At 71.1% G+C, this 20421-nt stretch carries 22 protein-coding genes; 7 read left to right on the forward strand and 15 right to left on the reverse strand.

Annotated elements, in window-relative coordinates; all coding sequences use genetic code 11:
• Positions 1-3 precede the first annotated feature (3 nt).
• Positions 4-1482, reverse strand: a complete 1479-nt coding sequence (locus SJY14_RS00655; RefSeq protein ID WP_396599475.1) for a signal peptidase I — start codon at positions 1480-1482, stop codon at positions 4-6.
• 84 nt (positions 1483-1566) lie between these two features.
• The gene (locus tag SJY14_RS00660) at positions 1567-2256 is read right to left on the reverse strand and encodes a hypothetical protein (protein ID WP_255364210.1); all 690 of its coding nucleotides are present in this window, start codon (positions 2254-2256) and stop codon (positions 1567-1569) included.
• 186 nt (positions 2257-2442) lie between these two features.
• Here SJY14_RS00660 and SJY14_RS00665 point away from each other — a divergent pair, with 186 nt between their 5' ends.
• Positions 2443-2985, forward strand: coding sequence for a MarR family winged helix-turn-helix transcriptional regulator (locus SJY14_RS00665; protein ID WP_396599476.1), 543 nt, complete (start codon positions 2443-2445; stop codon positions 2983-2985).
• A gap of 29 nt (positions 2986-3014) precedes the next feature.
• Here SJY14_RS00665 and SJY14_RS00670 read toward each other — a convergent pair whose 3' ends face one another.
• The 3 genes from SJY14_RS00670 to SJY14_RS00680 are packed head-to-tail and all read right to left on the reverse strand — an operon-like array spanning position 3015 to position 6455.
• Positions 3015-3854 carry a hypothetical protein gene (locus tag SJY14_RS00670; RefSeq protein ID WP_231567108.1) on the reverse strand — a complete coding sequence of 280 codons (840 nt, stop codon included), beginning with the start codon at positions 3852-3854 and terminating at the stop codon, positions 3015-3017.
• Positions 3855-3856: 2 nt separating this feature from the next.
• Positions 3857-4984: a DNA adenine methylase gene (locus tag SJY14_RS00675; RefSeq protein ID WP_396599477.1), complete on the reverse strand. Its 1128-nt coding sequence runs from the start codon at positions 4982-4984 to the stop codon at positions 3857-3859.
• Positions 4985-5003: 19 nt separating this feature from the next.
• Positions 5004-6455 (reverse strand): protein kinase, encoded by a 1452-nt coding sequence (locus SJY14_RS00680; protein ID WP_396599478.1) that lies wholly within the window; start codon positions 6453-6455, stop codon positions 5004-5006.
• Between the two features lie 153 nt (positions 6456-6608).
• Between SJY14_RS00680 and SJY14_RS00685 the strand changes: the two genes are divergently transcribed.
• Positions 6609-7319: an NADPH-dependent F420 reductase gene (locus SJY14_RS00685; protein WP_396599479.1), complete on the forward strand. Its 711-nt coding sequence runs from the start codon at positions 6609-6611 to the stop codon at positions 7317-7319.
• Positions 7320-7404: 85 nt separating this feature from the next.
• On the opposite strand, the gene SJY14_RS00690 is transcribed toward SJY14_RS00685, so the two are convergent.
• Both SJY14_RS00690 and SJY14_RS00695 read right to left on the reverse strand, forming a co-directional pair.
• Entirely contained in the window at positions 7405-7830 is a 426-nt protein-coding gene (locus tag SJY14_RS00690; protein ID WP_396599480.1) for a DUF4307 domain-containing protein, read from the reverse strand.
• A 138-nt stretch (positions 7831-7968) separates the two neighbouring features.
• A complete protein-coding gene (locus tag SJY14_RS00695; RefSeq protein WP_396599481.1) occupies positions 7969-8139 on the reverse strand; it encodes a hypothetical protein in 171 nt (56 codons plus the stop codon).
• Between the two features lie 367 nt (positions 8140-8506).
• Here SJY14_RS00695 and SJY14_RS00700 point away from each other — a divergent pair, with 367 nt between their 5' ends.
• Positions 8507-9307 (forward strand): GDSL-type esterase/lipase family protein, encoded by an 801-nt coding sequence (locus tag SJY14_RS00700; RefSeq protein ID WP_071257759.1) that lies wholly within the window; start codon positions 8507-8509, stop codon positions 9305-9307.
• Here the strand turns inward: SJY14_RS00700 and SJY14_RS00705 are convergent.
• The gene (locus SJY14_RS00705) at positions 9304-10134 is read right to left on the reverse strand and encodes a septum formation family protein (protein WP_396599482.1); all 831 of its coding nucleotides are present in this window, start codon (positions 10132-10134) and stop codon (positions 9304-9306) included. The genes SJY14_RS00700 and SJY14_RS00705 overlap by 4 nt on opposite strands.
• A 180-nt stretch (positions 10135-10314) precedes the next feature.
• On the opposite strand from SJY14_RS00705, the gene SJY14_RS00710 reads away from it, so the two are divergent.
• From SJY14_RS00710 to SJY14_RS00725, 4 genes are all read left to right on the forward strand, one after another.
• A complete protein-coding gene (locus tag SJY14_RS00710) occupies positions 10315-10587 on the forward strand; it encodes a hypothetical protein (protein ID WP_071257780.1) in 273 nt (90 codons plus the stop codon).
• A 235-nt stretch (positions 10588-10822) separates the two neighbouring features.
• Complete coding sequence (locus SJY14_RS00715; protein ID WP_396599483.1) at positions 10823-11332, forward strand: hypothetical protein; 510 nt, start codon at positions 10823-10825, stop codon at positions 11330-11332.
• Positions 11329-11865, forward strand: coding sequence for a DUF6611 family protein (locus SJY14_RS00720; RefSeq protein WP_396599484.1), 537 nt, complete (start codon positions 11329-11331; stop codon positions 11863-11865). Before SJY14_RS00715 ends, SJY14_RS00720 begins: the two co-directional genes overlap by 4 nt.
• Complete coding sequence (locus SJY14_RS00725) at positions 11862-12335, forward strand: hypothetical protein (protein WP_396599485.1); 474 nt, start codon at positions 11862-11864, stop codon at positions 12333-12335. Before SJY14_RS00720 ends, SJY14_RS00725 begins: the two co-directional genes overlap by 4 nt.
• 54 nt (positions 12336-12389) lie before the next feature.
• Here SJY14_RS00725 and SJY14_RS00730 read toward each other — a convergent pair whose 3' ends face one another.
• From SJY14_RS00730 to SJY14_RS00760, 7 genes are read right to left on the reverse strand one after another with little or no spacing between them, the layout of a single operon-like run.
• The gene (locus SJY14_RS00730) at positions 12390-13079 is read right to left on the reverse strand and encodes a response regulator transcription factor (RefSeq protein WP_396599486.1); all 690 of its coding nucleotides are present in this window, start codon (positions 13077-13079) and stop codon (positions 12390-12392) included.
• Positions 13076-15577, reverse strand: coding sequence for a DUF4118 domain-containing protein (locus SJY14_RS00735; RefSeq protein ID WP_396599487.1), 2502 nt, complete (start codon positions 15575-15577; stop codon positions 13076-13078). Before SJY14_RS00735 ends, SJY14_RS00730 begins: the two co-directional genes overlap by 4 nt.
• Positions 15578-15581: 4 nt before the next feature.
• A complete protein-coding gene (kdpC, locus tag SJY14_RS00740) occupies positions 15582-16187 on the reverse strand; it encodes a potassium-transporting ATPase subunit KdpC (protein ID WP_396599488.1) in 606 nt (201 codons plus the stop codon).
• A gap of 31 nt (positions 16188-16218) precedes the next feature.
• Positions 16219-18378, reverse strand: coding sequence for a potassium-transporting ATPase subunit KdpB (gene kdpB, locus SJY14_RS00745; protein ID WP_396599489.1), 2160 nt, complete (start codon positions 18376-18378; stop codon positions 16219-16221).
• A 2-nt stretch (positions 18379-18380) separates the two neighbouring features.
• Positions 18381-20054 (reverse strand): potassium-transporting ATPase subunit KdpA, encoded by a 1674-nt coding sequence (gene kdpA, locus SJY14_RS00750; RefSeq protein WP_396599490.1) that lies wholly within the window; start codon positions 20052-20054, stop codon positions 18381-18383.
• Complete coding sequence (kdpF, locus tag SJY14_RS00755) at positions 20054-20143, reverse strand: K(+)-transporting ATPase subunit F (protein WP_071257733.1); 90 nt, start codon at positions 20141-20143, stop codon at positions 20054-20056. The genes kdpA and kdpF overlap by 1 nt, the downstream gene beginning before the upstream one ends.
• Positions 20140-20280: a hypothetical protein gene (locus SJY14_RS00760; RefSeq protein WP_177174843.1), complete on the reverse strand. Its 141-nt coding sequence runs from the start codon at positions 20278-20280 to the stop codon at positions 20140-20142. The genes kdpF and SJY14_RS00760 overlap by 4 nt, the downstream gene beginning before the upstream one ends.
• Between the last annotated feature and the right edge of the window lie 141 nt (positions 20281-20421).

The raw sequence follows: 20421 nt of genomic DNA on the forward strand, positions 1-20421 counted from the left end.
CGGTCAGCGGCCGGCCGCGTACCGGGCCTGCACGGCCGAGGCGGTCTGGGCCGAGTTGTTGTAGATCGTCGTGCCGTCGACCGAGCCGACGAAATAGCCGTTCGTGGGAGCCGAGGGCAGGCCGCTGAGCGGCGCGTAGCCCACGCGCCAGTAACCGGCGGCCGTCTGCACGGTCTTGTTCGTCGTGTCGTTCACGACCGCGACACCGTCGACGTAGATGATCGTGCTCGTGCCCGAGAGGGTGGCGACCACGTGGTGCCAGGCACCGTCGTTGTACGAGGCCGACGTGGTCGTAGCCTTGGTCGTGCTCGAGGTGGGGCGCACGCCGAGGGCGATCTTGCCCGCCGTGGTCAGGTAGAGCGCACGGTCGGCGGTCGTGTTCGTGCCGGTCTGCGCGGCGGTGAACGCGGCCAGGGTGCCTCCGGCGGCGCTGGTCGTGCGGAACCAGGTCTCGATCGTGAAGGCGGCCTGACCGGTGAGGTTGACCGCGGTCGTGACCTGGCCGGTGCCGTCGAGCTGCAGGTAGGGGCTCTGGTTGGTGGCGCACGAGCCGGCGACGAACGTCGCCCCGCCGCTCAGGGTGCCCACGCGGGCGAACGAGCTGCCGTCGGCGGTGGTCGTGCCCGACGTCTCGTTGTACGGGAAGCCGTACGAGGTCTGCGAGTTGTAGGTGTCCTGCAGGCAGTCGTAGTTTCCGGCACCGAAGCTCGACGTCGGGTTCGCGGTGGGCGCGGCGAACGCCGCGTGCGCACCGCCCGAGACGACGAGGGTGAGTGCGAGACCGCCACCGATCGCTGCCAGGCCGATCGCGCCTCCTGCGGTCTTCAGGCGACGGAGGCGCCGCTCGCGTCGTCGCTGCACGCGGCGGCCGGCGGGGGCGGTCACCCGAGGCGACGCGGGGCGCTCGTCACGCAGCAGGTACCGGTCGTTGCGGCTCAGCAGGACGACGAGGATCAGCAGTCCGCCGGTGACCAGCAGGTGGCCGTACTGGTGGCCCGCGGCCCAGACGAAGGGGGTGCCGACGTAGGGCACGCGCAGGAAGCCGACGCCGATGACGGCGCTGCGGTCGATCGGCGTCGAGTCGACGCTCGGGTTGGCGTCGCCCTTGGTGACGATCTGCCCGGCCTGGCCGTTGTCGTGGTAGCGGTGCAGGCGCAGGTGCCCGGCCTGGTCGGGGTCGTCGAAGAGCAGCACCTGACCGCGGTGCACGTCGGCCGCCGCGACGGGCTTCGCGACGACGACGTCGCCGGGCTGGATGCGGGGCTCCATCGAGCCGGTCATCACGGTGGTGGGGCTCCAGCCGAGGGCGGCGGGGGCGGCCGCGTAGACCATCAGGCCGAGCAGCGAGTAGAGCACGACCCGTGACGCGGTGCCGAGGGCCAGGCGCGTCCAGTCGAGCCACGAACGAGAGGCACCCAGGGGCACGGTGATCGAGGCCGCGGCTGCGGCGCCGGGCCGCAGCTTCAGGTCGATCGTGCTCATGGGTGCCTCTGCTCTGGATGGTGCGGTTGATGCGGTGTCGGGCCGCCTGGTGCGGTGGTGCGGTGTTCAGCCGGGGGCCGGGCCTCAGCTGTTCTGGGCCTCCCAGGTGAGGCCGAGGCTCGCGGTGCCGCCCTGGGTCGTGTTGGGGGCGGTGTTCGAGACGGTGTAGGTCACCTGGTAGGTGCGGGTCTCGGACGCGGTGCCGGTGGGGGCCCAGGTGCCCACGCCGTTCGAGTAGTTGGTGTAGCTGGTGCCGAAGGCGGCCAGCGTGCCGCTGTAGAGGCTCGAGCCCGACGAGAGCGGGGTGAAGCCGGTGCACGAGCCGAAGCCGCCGCCGGTGCCCTGCACGACGCTCAGCGTGATGTTCGAGGCCAGGTTGTTGGTCGTGGCGGCACCCGTGCCGTAGAGCTTGACGGCCGAGGCGAGCGAGCCGGTGCTGGTGACGGCGATGCAGTTGCTGCCGGTCTGGCCGGGCTTCAGGTTCGTGGCGGTGAAGAGCGCGCTGTTGCTGTCGTCGTCGGTCAGGGCGACGGTGCCGGCGGTCCAGTTGCTGGTGGGGTTGACCGTGGTCGACGAGAAGGCCGAGTACGACGCGGTCGAGACGACGATGCCCGAGGCGACGAGGGCGGCGGGGATGGCGATCCAGGCGGCGATGCGGGCGATGCGGGGCGTGGGACGGGACATGGTGGACTCCAGGGGCGAGAGGGGGAACAGGGGGATGTCGGGGGCCACCCCGACGAAGCGGCTCAGGGGCTTCGCCGGTGAGAAGCTCACCTCCCGAACCGTTCTGGTTTCGAGTGGTCGTTGTTCTCAAGTGGTACGACAATCAAATTACTCAGGACCCGAGAGGCACGCAAGGCGAAGCATGTCCCCAGTGGTGGGGGTGTCACGATCGTCGAGATTCTTGTTGACTGAGCCGGTGCCACGGACGGCACGCTCTACGCGTCACGGAGGACCCCCATGCTCGTCACGACCCCTGCCGATCCCGGCCCCGCCGCCCTCGGCCCCGGCGCCCCCGGCCCCGCCGGCCTCGCCCCCGGCGACCTCGCCCGCCTGCTCGACTCGTTCCGGCTGTTGATGCTGAACCACTCTCGCGTGCTCGACCACCAGGGCGACCTCTTCGGCCTGGGCGACACCGACATCCGGTTCCTCTTCTACGTGTGGGCCACCGGCGACCTGGTCACCCCCAAGCGCGCGGCCGACCACCTCGACCTGTCGTCGGGCGCGATGACCAACCTCGTCGATCGCCTCGTCGAGGCCGGCCACCTCGACCGCCGTCGCAACCCCGCCGACCGCCGCAGCGTCATCGTCAGCCGCACCCCGCGCGGTGTGGAGGTCACGACCGCCATCGCGAGCGCCTACGCCGCCGCGTTCGCCGACGTCGTTCCGGCGTCGCAACACGGCACTCTCGCCGACACGCTGCTCGACCTCGGCCGGGCGTTCGACCGGCACGGGGTCGGCGCCGCCCCGGCCACTCCCGTCGCCCCCGCCGCCGCCGCCTGACCGGTCTCGGCCTCGACCTCGACCTCGACCTACGGGATGAGGCGGCGCAGCCGTGCGGCGTCGGCCAGGTCGGCCCGGAACCGGTCGAGCGTCGACAGCGTGTAGAGCCCGTCGATCTGCTGGTCGACCCAGAGCTGGTGGATGCGCTTGAGGTCGGCCTGGCGGCTCTTCCAGCCGATCCCGTCGATCACGGCCATGACGGTCTGTCGCGGCAGCCGGACGTCGGCCATCTCCTCGATCTCGCGCACGGCGTCGGTCAGCTTGGAGCCGGTCGAGTCGAACCCCTTCGCCGCGACCACGATCGCGGGCTCCTCCGCCGAGGGGATCACCAGGTCGCACGGCGCCGTGCGGTTCGCCCGACCGGTGAACCGCGTCCGCGTGCCGCAGGCGAGCCCGAGGTCGCGGGCGATGGCCTCGATCTCGTCCTCGAGCCGCCGCCCCGACACCCCGGCGCGGATCGCCGACGCCCGGGTGCCGGCCCGCGCCGAGAGCAGGTCGCCGAAGTCGTAGGTGCGGTGCCGCTGGGACGCGACGAGGCGCACGAGTTCGAACTCGTCGTCGAGGTGCGCGACCAGCTCGTCGGCCCGTCCCCGCGCGAGCGTCAGCCAGCTCGGGGTGTCGAAGGCGTGCCGCAGCGAGTTGCGCAGCTTCTCTTGCGACAGCCCCACGGCCAGGCCGAGGGCGGGCACCCACGCCGGGTGCTGCCGGGTCCATTCGGCCAGGTGGTCGCGGTCGACGACGGGCAGTTCGCCGAGGCTCGCCGCGGCCCGGCCGAGGTCGGTCGCCGCCGCAGAGGGAGCGGTCGGGTCGACGTGCGGGGTCATGCGCCCGAGCGACGCCACGTACTCGTCGAAGGTGGGGATCGTCACGGTCAGTCCCTCCCGACGAACACGTACTCGGTGGCCGCCGTGCGGGTCGCCGTGCGGTGCGTCCCGAAGCTGTAGGTGTGGTCGACCACGCGCACCTCGACGTGCGGCTTGACCGTGCGCATCAAGTGCTCGATGCGCTCGCGGCTCGGCACGGCGTTGGACGAGTACGACAGCACGAGCGCCCCGGCGTCGGCGAACTGCTCGAAGGTGCGCACGAGGGCGTCGTCGACCGTGCGCGGGTAGGCGAACGGCGTGAACAGCTTGGCGATCTTCTTGGTCTTGGTCTCGGTCATGATCGTCTGCCCCCGCCAGTACACGGCCAGCCCCTGCAGGAAGTGGTACCGCTTCATGTAGTCCGCGTCGTCCCGAGGAGGCGCGTAGGGCGGATCGAGGTACACCAGCTCGGCGGGCGGTCGCCTCAGGTCGGCCACGTCGCCCTCGACGGCCTCGTGCGCGAGGCCGTCGTCGAACACGGTGGCGCCGTAGGCCCGGACCGCCGCCCGGAACTGCTCGGCCATGGTCATCCGCAGGTCGCGGCGCCCGTCGTCGTACCGCGCGCCCGTGAAGGTGAAGACGCCCCGGGGCTGCTTGCGCGCAGCGGCCAGCACGAGGCCGGCGATCGCCAGGTCGCGCTCTGCGCCGACGAGCCGGTCGACGTGCGACCAGGCCGAGTCGAGGAACGCCCGGTCGTCGGCCGAGAAGAACACGCCGTCGAAGGTGCGGCGCACGACGTCGCGGTCGTCAGCGGGCGGGCCGCAGATCTCGTCGACGAGGTCGTCCGACAGCGTCGTCGATCCGTTGACGACGGAGGCGCGGGCGATGACCGCGGGGAAGGCCAGGAAGTCGTTGCTCACGACCTGGCGACCCTCCGCCTTCATCAGGTACGAGACGACGCCCGACCCGCTGAAGGCGTCGATCGCGGTCGAGGGCCGAACCGCGCCTCCTTCGTCGTCGGGGTCGCGGGCCGGCACGGGCGCGACGCTCGAGAAGACGTCGTGCAGCACGGGCAGCAGCGCGTACTTCGAGCCCATGTAGCGCAGGCGGGGGAAGGCCGTGACACGGGCGGGCACGGCGGCAGCCACGGGGGCGGTGGTCTCGCTCGCGACGGAGGGCACGAGCTCGACGGTCACCGGGCAAGTCTGCCGCACGTCAGCGGTCGGACGGACTCCAGGCCTGGGTGTCGAGGTCGACGCGCGAGGCGTGCGGCACGCTGCCGGTGGTCGTGCCGGCGATCCTCAGGCTCTCTTGTCGCAGCTCGAGCTGGGCGACCACGAGCGCCGCGAGGTCGGTGAGGTTGGCGACCTGCTCGTCGCTGGCCGTGCTCGGCTCACGCCCGATCACCGAGAGCGTGCCGATCGTGTGGCCGTCGCGTCGGGTGAGCGGGACGCTGACGTAGAACCGCATGCCGAGCGGCCCGGTGACCAACGGGCTGGTCGCCACGCGTCGGTCGGTCGCGGCGTCCTCGATGACGAGGGGCTCGGACGAGTGCACGGCCCCGAGCGAGAGGTCGATGTGCCGAGCGATGTCGCCCACGGCCGGGTCGTAGTGGGTCGTGAACCACGTGCGGTCGTCGTCGATCACGGTCGCCAGGGCGATGGGTGCCGAGAACAGGCGGGCCGCCATGGCCGTGACGCGGTCGAGCGCCTCGTTGGGCAGGGTGTCGAGGACCTCGCTGTGGTCGAACGGCTCGGTGTCGCCCCCGCGCATCGAACCGTCGCCGGTCGACAGGTCGCCCACGCCGTCGCGGTGGTCCGTCGTCTCGGTGATGACCACGTCGCGCATCAACGCGACGAGCTCGGCGCGGGTCGGCCGCTGCGCGGGGTCGCGGCTGGTCATGGCGCGCAGGGCGTGACGCCAGTGCTCGGGCAGCGGCTCGGGCAGCACCGGGTCGCGGGACAGTCGCGCGACGGCCGACTCGACGAGGGACCCCGGGAACTCGCGGCGGCGCGTGAAGCACTGCAGCAGCACGAGGCCGAGGCTGTAGACGTCGCTCGGGGGGCCGACCTCGCCGCCCACGGCCTGCTCGGGGCTGAGGTACGCGGCGGTGCCGGTGGTGACCCCCTCGGCGGTGAGTCGTTCGACGTCCTCGGTGAGGGCGATGCCGAAGTCGGCGAGCTTGGCCCGGGCACGGGCCGCCTCGTGGTCGCCGTAGTCGACGAGCAGGATGTTCGACGGCTTGATGTCGCGGTGCACGACCGAGTGGCCGTGGATGTAGTCGAGCGCCTCGGCCATGTCGTAGCCGATCTCGGCGATGTGCCGCGCGGCGAGCGCGCCGTGCCGCAGACGGTCTTCGAGGTTCAGCCCGGCGATCAGCGGCATCACGAGGAAGCGCTGGGGGCCGTTCGGCCCCTGCTCGACCCCGGCGTCGAAGAGACCGACGAGGCCGTGGTGCTCCAGGCTGGACAGCACGCCGAGCTCGGCCTCTTGCCGGGCCGGGTCGACCATCGCACTGTGGAAGACCTTGATCGCGACCGTGCGGTTGAGGCTCTCGTCGACGGCCTTGTAGACGGTCGCCATGCCCCCTCGGCCCACGACGGACTGCAGGCGGTAGCGCTCGGCGAGGACGCGATCGAGCGCGTCGTCCTGCTGTGGCGCGGCCATCGCCTCCCCCTCGTGACTCGTGTGGGGTCCATCCTGTCGCATGCGGGGCCATCAGGTGACGGTGGCGCGGGTGACGATCGCATCACGACGGGGTCACGGGCACCACCCAAGACCACCACCCGCGACCACGGGACAAGCCGCCCGGACCTTGCGATGCCCTGGGAGAACGGCATCGCCGGGAAGGCATCGAGCGGGCCGCCGGTTGAGTTGCCCATGACAACTTACGGAATCATCGGAGCAGGCAACATCGGCAGCCAGGTCGCCCGGGCGGTCATCGCCCACGGGCACGACGTCGTGATCAGCAACTCACGCGGGCCCGAGACCCTCGCCGACCTCGTGGCCGACCTCGGCCCGAAGGCCCGGGCCGCCACGGCGACCGAGGCCGGTGCGGCAGGTGACGTGGTCGTCGTCACCGTCCCCCTCAAGAACGTCGACCAGGTGCCGGTCGAGCCGCTCGCGGGCAAGACCGTGATCGACACGAACAACTACTACTTCGAGCGCGACGGCCACATCGCCGCCCTCGACGCCGGCATCGACACGGTGTCCGAGATGCTGCAGCGCCACCTGCCGACCAGCAAGGTCGTCAAGGGCTTCAACCACATCATGGCCAAGGACATCACGACCGACGTCGCCCCGGCCGGCACCCCCGACCGCCGCGCGCTGGCCACATCGAGCGACTCGCCCGAGGCCGTCGCCCTGATGACCGACCTCTACGACGAGCTCGGCTTCGACACCGTCGACGTCAGCCCGCTGTCCGAGAGCTGGCGCGTCGAGCGTGACCGTCCGGCCTATGTCGTGCGCCAGACGAAGGACGAGCTCGTCGCCAACCTCGCGAAGGCGAACCGGGTGCCGCAGGCCTCCTGACCCGGCCGGGTGGTGACGCCGCCCGACGAACGCGACCCGCGCCTCCTGCAGGAGGCGCGGGTCGCGTCGTTCGTGGAGGTGCCAGTCAGCTCACCCAGCAGCGGTACGCCGACCCGGTCACGGCACGCTCGCTGGTCACGAGAGAGGTCGTGTAGGTCTGGGTGAACGTGTCGACGGCGGGCAGGTCGACGACCTTCCACCCGACCACCGCGCGGTTCTCGTTCAGCGCCTGCACCGCGCAGGCGACGTCCGTGCCGCCCGCGACGTTGATCGTGTACTGCACCTCGACCGCGTCGTCACCGGCGACGGTGAAGCCGTAGTGGCTCACCTCGAGCTCGGCCGAGTCGCCGTCGAAGGCGACGAGGACGACCCAGGCCGCCACCACGACGGCCACGACGCCGCCCGCGACGAGGGCGATCAGCCGCGAGCGCCGGGCTCGGCCGGGGCGTCGGCCGTAGCGGTCGTCGAGCCGTGAGGCCGGGCTGACGCGCGCCGGGTCGAGGGTCTGCATGGCGTCAAGGGTAGGAGGCGCCGGCTCGGAACCACATGGACGTCGCGTCCCTGCGGGGTCAGGCCGCGTCGGCCTCGAAGAGCATCGACAGGTCGAGGGGCTCGGTGGGGGCGAGTTCGACGTACGTCAGGTCGTCGTTCACAGGAAGAGCCCGTTGCTGAGGAAGAGGGCGGCGACGAGGCTGGCGCTGGCGCCGACGGCCGCCGTGGCGATGACGAAGAGGGTCGCCTGGCGTTCGGTCTCGCGGACCTCGGAGAAAGAGTTGCTACCCGCGTCGGAGCGGCGACGTGACGGCGTGAGGAGTGTCATGGTGTGTCCGTTCTCGGCAGCCCTGTGCTGCCTGCCCGTGATGCTGGTGTCGAGGGGGCCGCGACTCGGTCGCGGCCCGCACCGCCCGTGAAGTCGGTACACACGAATGAAACCATGGGGTAGTTAGTCCATCTAGCTACTCGACGAGGCTGTTCGCAATGCGGACAGCGCGCTCCTCGCGCAGCCTTTTCCATGGCCCCTCTTTCGCCTCTCTTCGGCCCCTCCCGGCCCGGAATCCCGCCACTGCGCGCCGCTCCTCCCCCAACGGGGGCCTGTCCTCCTTTCGGGGGACCGGCAGACTGTCCCAGGCCTCAGGACGAGACCGACGGAGGCCGCGCCTCCCGCACTGCACGGATTGCGAACACACATGCCCCTGGTCGAGACCCCGACCCCCCGCCGACACGGCCGCCTGATCGCGGCGGTGGTGCGGGCCACCAAGCCCCTCTTCCACCTGCACCTCGCGCTCTACCGGCGAGAGGTGGCCCGCGCGCCCTTCCCCCGCGACGCCCGCCGCATGACCGTGGACGGCCCCGACCCCGACCGCCTGCTTTTCGTCGGCAGCATCGCCGTCGAGGGGTTCGGCGTGCTCGCCCACGACCTGACCTGCGCCAGCCAGACCGCACGGCTGGTCGGGTCGGCCCGGGGCCGTGGCGTCACGTGGCACGAGGTCTCGGCACCCGTGCTGACGGCTGCCGAGGCGGCCCGGGTCGAGCTGCCGGCCGGACGCGCCGACGCGGCCGTGGTGCTGCTCGGCATCTGCGACGTGCTGCTCGCCACGAGCGGCACCTCGTGGGAGGCCTCGCTCCGTCGCCTCGCCGTCCGGGTGCGCGAGACGGCCGGCCCGGACTGCCGCATCGTCTACGTCGGCATCCCGCCGATGGCGGAGTTCCGACCGATCCCTCCGGTCGCGAAGCGCCTGCTGACGCGGCAGATCGAACGACTCAACGCCCTGACGGCACGGGTCGCCCTCACCACGCCCGGCGCCTCCTGGGTGCCGTTCCCCGAATGGCGCTCGGAGGGGCTCTTCCACCAGGAGCTGCTGTCATGGGCCACCATGCACCGGCGGTGGGGGCAGGCGATCGCGCCGACCGTGGTGACGTCGCTGGTCGGCGCCGATGCCGCCGACACGCACTGCGAGAGCGACGCCGGGCCCGGCGTCCCGGCCTAGACGCCCGAGTCCGCCAGGCTGCCGACGCGGCTCGTGCCGTAGGTGTACACGTAGCAGACGACCGAGCGCTCGCCATCGTCCCAGCCCTTCTCGGTCGGAGCGAGCACGCCGTAGTCGGCGAGGGACTCGTCGTACGAGGCCCCGACGTAGTCGTCGAAGGCCGCGTCGCAGAGGGCGGCCGCCTCGTCGAGGACCTCGACGCCGCCGGGGAACGCGCCGCCGTCCAGCTCGCTCACCAGGTAGGCCTCCTCGTCGTGGGCCTCGTCGCAGGAGGTCGTCTCGACGTCGCCGGTGCCCTCACGGCCGAGGTCGCCGACGGTGAAGCAGGTGCCGACGTCGAGCCCGTCCACGCCGGTCACCCCCGAGAAGTCGAGCGGGTAGAGGTAGTCGCCGTAGACCGCGTCCGAGCCGAAGTAGGTCGTGGGATCCTCGTCGCCGGAGGAGTAGCCGTCGTCGTAGCCGGCCGAGCCGCCGGCGAGCGTCATCCCACCGAGCAGGCCGGCCCCGCCGCCGACGATCAGGGCGACGACGGCCGTCCCGACGATCGCGAGGACCCACGGCGTCTTCGAGGGCTGCACCGGCAGGGCGGGGAGGAACGCAGGAGGCGCGGCGTAGGGGTCCTGCGTCGGCCACGGCTGCCAGGGCGCCTGGGCCTGCGGCTGCGGCTGCGGCTGGGAGTGGGAGTGGGACTGCCAGCCGGACGGCTGCTGCTCGGGCTGCGGCCACCCCTGCTGTTGCGGCTGCTGCTCGGGCTGCTGCTCGGGCTGCTGCCACCCCTGCGGTTGCGGCTGCTGGTCGGGCACGCCCGGCTCGATCGGTGTGCTCACGGTCGTTCCCCTTCGTCGACCGGGCCGTCGGATGGCCGGGTCACGCCGGATCATATCCAGCGCCGGGCACCCCGTTCGACCCCCTGTCCGGGAAGACGACCGTGATCTGGTTGCCCACCCCTCAGGCCTGACCTACACTCGATCCGTTCGAACACACGTTCGAACGTGCAGGAGGACGACATGAGCACCCAGACCACCCACGAGCCCGTCGCGCTGTGGTTCGAGCGCGACCTGCCGGCGCGGCTGGTCTGGTCGTGCCGACGCTGGCGGGTGAGCGACACCCCGACCGAGCTGCGGGTCGAACCGGCGGTCACGCCCGCCTTCATCACGCACCCGCCCCGTCGCTTCGTCGGCTGGCGCTTCCAGGCCACCGACGACGACGGCACGACCCACATGTTCGAGGTCGTCCTCGGCACCGACGGCGGTTGGGTGCTCGGCCGCGTCTACGACTGACCCCGACGAAGAACGGCGTGGGCGTCCGGGCAGTCGTGGACGGGCTTTCCTCGGCCCCCACGAGAGGTGTCGAGGTCGTGGCGCACGGGTTGCGTCAGGATGTCGGGCCGAAGCGTTCAGATGTCGCAAGGGACTCCGTCTCGCGTGGCCGGGCCGCTTAGGACTGTCTCATGCACTCATCGCCGGCCACCCTTGACACGACCTGCGACCGCCGTGTCGCGCGTGAGGTCCGTTCATGACCCTCACGGACATCCTTCCCTCGATGCGACGGGTGATCGCCGACCCGTTCGTCCCCGACGCCTGGCCGGAACGGACCCGTCCGACCCTGGACGACGTCGTCATCGGCGGGGTGTCCCTCGTCCGTCTGGCGAGCATCTGCGAGACGCCGTGCGTCCACACGGGCGCTGCCCTCGTGCCCCGCTCCGGTGGCCGGGTGTCGACCGTCGACGACGCCACGGCGATCGTCGTCACCGTCAGCGACGTCTGTCGCCACAGCTCCGGCGCGATCGTCGTCCAGGTGGACGCCCGACTCGGTGCGGTGCCCGTCGCCATCCGGGAGCTCCGTCTGATCGGGCGGATCTCGACGGCCCATGACGTGGCCATGGTGATCGGCCTCCAGGACGAAGGGCCCGATCTCGCCGTGGCCGACCTCCCCGGAGACCTCCGCATCGGCGACCTCCTGGCGGTCCCGTGCCCGGGCGACATCACGGTCGGGCGTCTGCGCCGGGACCAGAGCCGACGATGACGGCCCCCGGCGTCCTCCCGACGATGCGTCACGCCGTCCACGACGTCGTGGACGGTGCTCATTCGTGGGGCACGCTGGACCAGGCTCCGGCTCGCTCGACGGTCGTGCAGCAGATCACGCTCCGGGTGTTCCGACCGGGAACGAGCCTCCGCGAGAGGAGGCTCCTCCATCTCCGGCAGATCTGGCCCGTCGCCGGGGCGATCTGCTCGGCCGCGTCGCTCCTCGTCCTGGCATCCCGGGTCCCGGCTCCGGTGGCGGCCTCGATCGCTCTGGCCGTCTACGGCCTCGGGTTCCTGTGCCTCGACGTCATGACGACACGGCTCCGGGCCACGGTGCGTGAGCTGACGGCGTCCTCGACGTGCACCCCGGGCGGTCTGGTCGTGCTCGGTGACGCCGCCTGCGTCCGCGCGACGGCTGCGCGGCTCGTCGCCCTCGAGCGGGAATTCGCGGCAGGCCACCTCTCGCTCGAGCGGTACCTCGCGCGCTGGGACGAGGTCTACACCGCGTTGCCGACGGATACGGACCGGACATGACGTCGAAGACGTCGGTCCCCGTCGTCACCCGGTTCTTCGGAACGGGGCCGCAGTTCGACGCCCTCGCCCTGGAGGTCGACGATTTCTCGGCCGCATCGCGACGCGACTCCCGGGACGCGGGCCGGTTCTTGACCGACGTGTTGGAGACGCAGCTGCGGCACCTCCGACCGGTGAGCCAGATCCTCCTCCTGGAACGCATCCGCGCCTCCGGACGCGTCTCGGGGTCTCACCTCTCGACCCTTCGCGGCGTCCTGTCGCGCACGCGGGCCGTGGCGGCGAACACCCACGGCATGGATGTCTCGACCAACGCGCTGCTCTTGCCGGCCTCTCGAGCCGACGCCCTGTCGGAACCGGACGTGCTCGACCTCGTGCGGCACCGCCCCCTCCAGGCGACGGGCGTCGTCCTCGATCACCACGGCCCCGTTCGGGTCGGACGTCTCAGGGAGTCCCTCAGCGCACCCGTCCTCTGACCGCCATCGTGCACTTCCCCGACGACGGGGGCAGGAGGCGCGTGGCATCCGAGGTCAGCTGCTCGGCTCGTCGGGCACGAAGCGGTAGCCCATGCCCTGCACCGTCTGCAGGTAGCGAGGCTGAGCCGGGACCGCTTCGAGCTTCTTCCGGAGTTGGGAGACGTACAGCCGCAGGTACCCGCCGTCGGTGGTGTGTGCCGGACCCCAGATCCGGGTGAGGATGTCCTCCCGTGTGACGAGACGCCCCGGGTTCCTGACCAGGATCTCGAGGATGCGCCATTCGGTGGGGGTCAGGCGGATCGCCTCGTCCGGTTCGCGGACGACGCTCTTGGCGACGAAGTCGATCCGGATGCCCCCGAACGTCTCGGACGGTTGATCGGGGGTCGGAGTCGTGCGTCGCGTCAGCGCCCGGAGGCGGGCCAACAGCTCGTCCATGGCGAACGGCTTGGTGATGTAGTCGTCGGCTCCGGCATCGAGTGCCTCGACCTTGTCGGCGGCGCCGGCTCGGCCCGAGACGACGAGGACCGGGACGTTGCTCCAGCCGCGGAGGCCTTCGATCACGCCGAGCCCGTCGACGCGTGGCATGCCGAGGTCGACCATGACGACGTCGGGATGTTCTTCGACGACGGCGCGGAGCGCCTCGGCGCCGTCGGCGGCGGTGGCGATGTCGTAGCCGACCGCACCGAGGGTCAAGGTGAGGGCCCGGACGAGCTGCGGATCGTCGTCGGCGATGAGGATCTTCATGTGTGGTCCGTCCCGGTCGTCTGACGAGCCACAGGAAGGGAGACGACCATGCTGAGCCCGCCTCCCGGGGTCTCCTCGGCTCGAAGGGCGCCCCCCATGCCCTCGGTGAAGCCCTTGGAGATGGCGAGTCCCAGCCCGAGGCCGGCGGTGTTGTCGGTGTCTCCGAGGCGCTGGAAGGGGACGAAGACCAGGTCCAGGCGTTCGGGGCTGATCCCCGGCCCCTGATCGGTGACGCGGATCTCCACGGCGTTCCCGAAGCTGCTGCTGGAGAGACGCACCGGCGTCCCTCCGGGGGCGTACTTCAGGGCGTTGTCGAGCAGGTTCACCAGGACGCGCTGGAGGAGGACCGGGTCGGCGTCGGCCTGGGGAACGTCCTCTCCCCTCTGCAGCTCGATGCGTCCGGGCTCGACCTGGAGTTCGTCCACGGAGGCGAACAGGACGTCGTCGACGTCGACGGGCTGGCGTGACACCGCGAGGGCTCCGGCCTGGACGCGGCTGACGTCCAAGAGGTTCGTGACGAGGGCCGACAGCGCGTCGAGGCTCTCGTGGGCCGTGGCGAGGAGTTCGTCGCGGTCGCGGTCCGCCCAGACGACATCGCCTTGTCGAAGGCCCGTCACGGCCGCCGTGGCCGAGGCGAGCGGCCGCCGCAGGTCGTGTCCGACGGCCGCGAGCAGTGCCGTGCGGACCTGGTCCACCTGCGCCAGCGGCCCGGCCGAGTCGGCGGTCGCCGACAGGGCCTTGTGCTCCAGGGCCGTCTCGACCTGGGCCGCGATGACCGCGAGGAGGCGCCTCTCGGACGCCGCCATCGGCGGTCCCGTCATCTCGAGGCGCGCTCGGGTGCCGACGGGGACGACGGTCGTCTCGTCGCCGGCCCGGGGTGCGCCGAGGGAGTCGACGACGTCACCGTCGACGTCGATGACGGAGACCGTCCGCAGGCGGAAGGCGTCCTGGGTGCGGGACAGGAGCGCGTGGAGCGCGTCCTGGCCGCGGATGACGCCGCCGGCGACGGCCGCGAGCAGTTCGGACTCGGCGACGGCACGCGCCGCCGCCCGGGATCGGCGGGCCGCCTGGTCGACCACGTAGCTGACGAGCAGGGCGATGACCACGTAGAGGACGAGGGTCAGGAGGTGCAGCGGCCGGCCGACGGTGATGCTGTCGTAGGGCTCGACGAAGAAGAAGTCCAGCGTCACTCCCGAGAGCACCGCCGCGAAGAGGGCCGGCCAGATCCCGCCGACGAGCGCGACGACCACGACGAGCAGCTGGTAGACGAGCACGTCGCTCGTGAGCGATTCGTCGCTGCGGAACATCACGAGCAGCCAGGTCACGATCGGGCCGAGCACCACGGCGAGGCCGCCCCCCAGCAGCCGACGACGCAACGTCAGGGCGCCTCCGGCCCGGGGGAGGGTGAACCGGCCGCCGGCGGCGGAGTGGGTCACGATGTGCACGTCGATGTCACCCGATTCGCGGATGACGGTGGCCCCGATCCCCGGGCCCGTCAGGGCGGCGGCGACCCGGCTCCGGCGGCTGACGCCGATGACGAGTTGGGAGGCGTTCATCGCCTTCGCGAACTGGACGAGGGCGACGGGGACGTCACCGCCGACGACCTGGTGGTGGGTGCCGCCGAGTTTCTCCGTCAGGGCGCGCTGCGCGGAGAGAGCACCCGGGTGCGCATCGCGGAGGCCGTCCTGGGCGATGACGTGCACGGTGACGAGCTCTCCCCCGGACGACCGGGCGGCGATGCGGGCACCACGACGGATGAGGGTCTCGCCCTCCGGCCCGCCGGTGAGGGCGACCACGACCCGCTCTCGCGCCTCCCACTTGCTGTCGATGCCGTTCTCGACCCGGTAGGCCTTGAGGGCGCTGTCGACCTCGTCGGCCAGCCACAGCAGCGCCAGCTCCCGCAACGCCGTCAGGTTGCCGAGGCGGAAGTAGTTCGACAGCGCGGCGTCGATGCGGGCCGCCGGGTAGACGTTCCCCTCGGCGAGACGGTCGCGGAGCGTCTGGGGGGCGAGGTCGACGACCTCGATCTGGTCCGCGCTCCGGAGCATGCTGTCGGGGACGGTCTCGCGCTGGGCGGCCCCGGTGATCTTCTCCACCACGTCGTTGAGGGACTCGATGTGTTGCACGTTGACGGTCGAGACGACGTCGATGCCCGCGTCGAGGAGGACCTGGACGTCCTGCCACCGTTTCTGCCGGACGGAGCCCGGAGCGTTGGTGTGGGCGAGCTCGTCGACGAGGGCGAGGTCGGGCCTCCGGGTGAGGACCGCGTCGACGTCCATCTCCGTCAGCTCGACGCCGCGGTGCAGGGTCGTCGTCCGCGGGACGACCTCGAGATCGCCGAGCATGGACGCCGTGGCCTCGCGGCCGTGGGTCTCGACGACGGCGACGACGACGTCCTTGCCCTCGCGGGCGAGCCGTGCTCCTTCTTCGAGCATGGTGTAGGTCTTGCCGACGCCGGGGGCGGCGCCGAGCAGCACCCGGAGCCGCCCCCGCTTCACGGTCTCAGCGTCCCGTCTCGGCCAGGGCCGCGTTGAGCTCGAGCACGTTCACGGTGGGCTCGCCCAGGTAGCCGAGGTCGCGGCCCTGGGTGTGCTCCTCCACGAGCGCCTCGACGTCCGCGACCGGCAGGTCGCGTGCCGCGGCGACCCGCTCGACCTGGATGCGCGCGTACTCGGGGCTGATGTGCGGGTCGAGCCCGGACGCGGAGGCGGTGAGCGCGTCGACGGGGACGTCCTCCGGGGCGACTCCGTCGCTCTCGGCGATCGCCGCCCGCCGCTCCTCGACGGCCGCGATGAGGTCCGCGTTCTCGGGCCCGTAGTTGCTGCCGCTCGAGGCGGAGGCGTCGTAGCCGTCACCGGCAGCCGAGGGCCGCGACTGGAACCACTCGGGCAGGGCGACACCGTCGGCGTCGGTGAACGACTGCCCGATCAGTGACGAGCCGACGGTCTCACCGTCGACGCGGACGGCGGAACCGTCCGCCTTGCCGCCCAGGACGAGCTGGCCGACCCCGGTGACGACGGCCGTGTAGGCCACGCCGAGGACGACGGTGAAGACGAGCATCGCGCGGAGGGCGACACCGTACTGGCGGAGCAGGGTGCGGGTGTTCATGGTCTCTCTCTCGTTCGTCGTCCGCGTCGGCTCAGAAGCCGGGGAGCAGGCTGACGATCAGGTCGATGATCTTGATGCCGACGAACGGGGCGACGACGCCGCCGAGTCCGTAGACGAGGAGGTTGCGCGACAGGATCGACGACGCCGACGCGGCGCGGTACTTCACACCCCGCAGAGCGAGCGGGATGAGCACGACGATCACCAGGGCGTTGAAGACGATCGCCGAGAGGATCGCCGACGCCGGCGAGGACAGCTGCATGACGTTCAGCAGCCCGAGCCCCGGGAACACCCCGGCGAACATGGCCGGGATGATCGCGAAGTACTTCGCGATGTCGTTGGCGATCGAGAACGTCGTGAGCGCGCCACGGGTGATGAGCAGCTGCTTGCCGATGCGGACGATGTCGATCAGCTTCGTCGGGTCGCTGTCGAGGTCGACCATGTTGCCGGCCTCCTTCGCGGCCGAGGTGCCCGTGTTCATCGCGACGCCGACGTCTGCCTGTGCCAGCGCGGGGGCGTCGTTGGTGCCGTCGCCGGTCATCGCGACGAGCGCGCCTCCTTCTTGCTCTCGGCGGATGAGGGCGAGCTTGTCCTCCGGGGTGGCCTCGGCGAGGTAGTCGTCGACGCCGGCCTCGGCCGCGATCGCCTTGGCGGTGAGGGGGTTGTCGCCGGTGATCATGACCGTGCGGATGCCCATGCTGCGCAGTTCGGCGAAGCGTTCGCGCAGGCCGGTCTTGACGACGTCCTTGAGGTACACGACGCCGAGGACGCGAGCTTCGGCGGACGTCGTCTTGATCGCGACGACCAAGGGGGTCCCTCCGGCGTTCGAGATCTCGTCGATGCGGGTCTGCAGTTCGTCGTGCTCGGTGCTGGCGAGACGACGGTCCTCCTCGACCCAGGCGATGACGGAGTTGCCGGCACCCTTGCGGATCTGCGTGCCGTCGGGCAGGTCGAGGCCCGACATGCGGGTCTGGGCGGTGAAGGGCACGATCTCACCCGGCTGACCGTCGGCGTCGTGCCACCCCGTCGTCAGGGCGAGGTCGACGATGGACTTGCCCTCGGGGGTCGGGTCGCTGAGCGACGACCGGGCGGCGGCGTCGACGAGTTCGGCCCGGGCGATGCCGTCGAGCGGCGTGAACTCGGCCGCCTGCCGGTTGCCGTAGGTGATGGTGCCGGTCTTGTCGAGCAGCAGCGTGGTGACGTCACCGGCGGCCTCGACCGCGCGGCCCGACATGGCGAGCACGTTGCGCTGCACCAGGCGGTCCATGCCGGCGATGCCGATGGCGCTGAGCAGCGCCCCGATCGTCGTGGGGATGAGGCAGACCAGCAGCGCGATGAGCACGGGGATGCTCACCGACGCGTCGCTGTAGGCCGCGATGGGGTTCAGCGTCAGGGTCACGACGACGAACACGATCGACAGGCTCGCGAGCAGGATGTTCAGCGCGATCTCGTTCGGGGTCTTCTGGCGGGAGGCGCCCTCGACGAGGCGGATCATGCGGTCGACGAAGGTCTCGCCGGGCTTGCTCGTGATGCGCACGACGACGCGGTCGGACAGCACGCGGGTGCCGCCGGTGACGGCGCTGCGGTCACCGCCCGACTCGCGGATCACCGGGGCGGACTCGCCCGTGATGGCCGACTCGTCGACGCTGGCGATGCCCCAGACGATGTCGCCGTCGCCGGGGATCAGCTCGCCGGCGGTCACGACGACCGTGTCGCCGAGCGTGAGGTCGGCCGAGGACACCGACTCCGAGGAGGCGCGCTCGGCACCGGCGTCGGAGGTCGCGTCGTACGAGACCACGCGCTGGGCGGTGGTGCTGGTGCGGGTCGCCTTGAGGGTCTCGGCCTGTGCCTTGCCGCGGCCCTCGGCGACGGACTCGGCGAGGTTGGCGAAGACGACGGTGAGCCAGAGCCAGATGGCGATGGCCCAGGTGAACGAGCCGGGGACGGGCGAGCCGCCCGAGGTCTCGGGACCGGTGAAGAGACCGGCGATCGCGAGGATCGTCGTGTAGGCGGCGCCGACCTCGACGATGAACATGACGGGGTTGTGCCACATCTCGCGCGGGTCGAGTTTGCGGAGCGCGCCGGGCAGGGCCGCGACGAGCTGGGCGACGCCGAACGCGCCTCCTCGGTTCGTCGGGGTCTGGTCACCCTCACGCTCGTGGTCGGTGGTCGGTGTGTCGGTGGTGGTGGACATGGTCACTTCAGCCCTTCGGCGAGCGGTCCCAGTGCGAGGACGGGGAAGTAGGTCAGCGCGGTGATGATCACCGAGACGCCGGTGAGCAGGCCCACGAACTGCGGGCGGTGGGTGGGCAGGGTTCCGGCGGTGGCGGGGACCTTGTCCTGAGCGGCGAAGGAGCCGGCGAGGGCGAGCACGAGCACGATCGGGAGGAACCGGCCGAGCAGCATCGCGATGCCGAGGGTGGTGTTGAACCAGGGCGTGTTCGCCGTGATGCCGGCGAAGGCGGAGCCGTTGTTGTTCGCGGCGGAGGTGAAGGCATAGAGCACCTCGCTGAAGCCGTGGAGGCCCGGATTCCAGATCGACGTGCCCTCGACGTCGGCGCGCACCGCGGGGATCGCGAAGCTCAGCGCCGTGAAGGCGAGCACGATGGTCGGCGTGACCAGGATGTAGAGGCTGGCGAGCTTGATCTCGCGCGGCCCGATCTTCTTGCCGAGGTACTCGGGCGTGCGGCCGACGAGCAGGCCGGCGATGAACACGGTGATGACGGCCAGGACGAGCATCCCGTAGAGGCCTGATCCGACGCCGCCGGGGGCGATCTCGCCGAGCATCATGTTCAGCATCGCCATCATGCCGCCGAGGGCGGTGTACGAGTCGTGCATCGAGTTGACGGCACCCGTCGACGTCAGGGTCGAGGTGGAACCGAACAGGGTCGATCCCCAGATGCCGAACCGCGCCTCCTTGCCTTCCATCGCGCCTCCGGCGAGCTGGGTGGCGGTGCCGGCACCGCGGAGCTCGAACCAGGTCATGGCGGTGAGCGAGACGGCGAAGATCGTCGTCATGACGGCGGCGATCGCGACGCCCTGCTTCGTGGAGCCGACCATGCGGCCGAAGGTGCGCGGCAGCGAGAACGGGATGACGAGCATGAGGAGGACCTGGAAGACGTTCGTCCAGGCGGTCGGGTTCTCGAACGGGTGCGCGCTGTTGGCGTTGAAGAAGCCGCCTCCGTTCGTGCCGAGCAGCTTGATCGCCTCCTGCGAGGCGGTGGGGCCTCCGGGGATCGTCGCGGTGCCGCCGGTGAGCGTCGTGACGTCGGTGAAGCCCGCGAGGTTCTGGATGACGCCGCCAGCGATGAGGACGACGGCCGAGAGGACGGCCAGGGGCAAGAGGAGGCGCGTGATCGACCGGGTCAGGTCGACCCAGAAGTTGCCGAGCGTGCCGCTCTTCGCCCGGGCGAGCCCACGGATCAGGGCGACGGCGACGGCGATGCCGACGGCCGCGGAGACGAAGTTCTGCACGACGAGGCCGAGCACCTGCACGGCGTAGCCCATCGTCACGTCGGGCGAGTAGGACTGCCAGTTCGTGTTGGCCACGAAGGAGGCGGCGGTGTTGAAGGAGAGCCCCTCGGGGACGGCCGGGAAGCCGAGCGAGTACGGCAGGAAGGCCTGGAGGCGCTGGATCGCGTAGACGAAGAGGACGCCGATCACCGAGAACGTCAGGACGCCTCGGAGGTAGGCCGGCCACGTCTGTTCCGACGTCGAGTCGACGCCGATGAGGCGGTAGAAGCCGCGCTCGACGCGGGCGTCCTTCGCCGTCGTGAACATCCGCGCCATGTGGTCGCCGAGGGGGCGGTACACGACGACGAGGACGACGACGACCGTGAGGATCTGGAGGATGCCGAACAGCGCGTCCATCAGAAGCGCTCGGGTTTCACGAGGGCGTACACGAGGTACGCCAGGGCGGCCACGGCGAGGACGGCGGCTCCGATGCTGAAGACGATCACAGCTTCTCGACCCCCTTCGCGACGAGGGACACCACTGCGAACACAGCGATGACGGCGAGCACGTACACGATGTCGAGCACTACGACTCCAAGAGGAACGAACGACGGGCCGGACGGCCCGATGCCCGTGGTGGGCACAGCGAGTCAGTAGACACCGCGCCGCACCGCCGATCGCGGGCCCTTACGACTTCCCTACGCCGAACGCCGTCTTCCTCACGGACACCACACGCCCCCTGGGCACCACGACCCTGGAGCGATGGGATCCGCCCGACCGTCGAG

Origin of the sequence: Frigoribacterium sp. R86507 (assembly GCF_044597695.1) — a bacterium.
Lineage (GTDB): Bacteria > Actinomycetota > Actinomycetes > Actinomycetales > Microbacteriaceae > Frigoribacterium.

Coding starts and splice junctions, on each gene's coding strand:
- SJY14_RS00655 (WP_396599475.1), bottom strand. CDS start 1,482: ATGAGCACGATCGACCTGAAGCTGCGGCCCGGCGCCGCAGCCGCGGCC.
- SJY14_RS00665 (WP_396599476.1), top strand. CDS start 2,443: ATGCTCGTCACGACCCCTGCCGATCCCGGCCCCGCCGCCCTCGGCCCC.
- SJY14_RS00680 (WP_396599478.1), bottom strand. CDS start 6,455: ATGGCCGCGCCACAGCAGGACGACGCGCTCGATCGCGTCCTCGCCGAG.
- SJY14_RS00685 (WP_396599479.1), top strand. CDS start 6,609: ATGCCCTGGGAGAACGGCATCGCCGGGAAGGCATCGAGCGGGCCGCCG.
- SJY14_RS00690 (WP_396599480.1), bottom strand. CDS start 7,830: ATGCAGACCCTCGACCCGGCGCGCGTCAGCCCGGCCTCACGGCTCGAC.
- SJY14_RS00695 (WP_396599481.1), bottom strand. CDS start 8,139: ATGACACTCCTCACGCCGTCACGTCGCCGCTCCGACGCGGGTAGCAAC.
- SJY14_RS00700 (WP_071257759.1), top strand. CDS start 8,507: ATGCCCCTGGTCGAGACCCCGACCCCCCGCCGACACGGCCGCCTGATC.
- SJY14_RS00710 (WP_071257780.1), top strand. CDS start 10,315: ATGAGCACCCAGACCACCCACGAGCCCGTCGCGCTGTGGTTCGAGCGC.
- SJY14_RS00715 (WP_396599483.1), top strand. CDS start 10,823: ATGACCCTCACGGACATCCTTCCCTCGATGCGACGGGTGATCGCCGAC.
- SJY14_RS00720 (WP_396599484.1), top strand. CDS start 11,329: ATGACGGCCCCCGGCGTCCTCCCGACGATGCGTCACGCCGTCCACGAC.
- SJY14_RS00725 (WP_396599485.1), top strand. CDS start 11,862: ATGACGTCGAAGACGTCGGTCCCCGTCGTCACCCGGTTCTTCGGAACG.
- SJY14_RS00730 (WP_396599486.1), bottom strand. CDS start 13,079: ATGAAGATCCTCATCGCCGACGACGATCCGCAGCTCGTCCGGGCCCTC.
- kdpC (WP_396599488.1), bottom strand. CDS start 16,187: ATGAACACCCGCACCCTGCTCCGCCAGTACGGTGTCGCCCTCCGCGCG.
- kdpB (WP_396599489.1), bottom strand. CDS start 18,378: ATGTCCACCACCACCGACACACCGACCACCGACCACGAGCGTGAGGGT.
- kdpA (WP_396599490.1), bottom strand. CDS start 20,054: ATGGACGCGCTGTTCGGCATCCTCCAGATCCTCACGGTCGTCGTCGTC.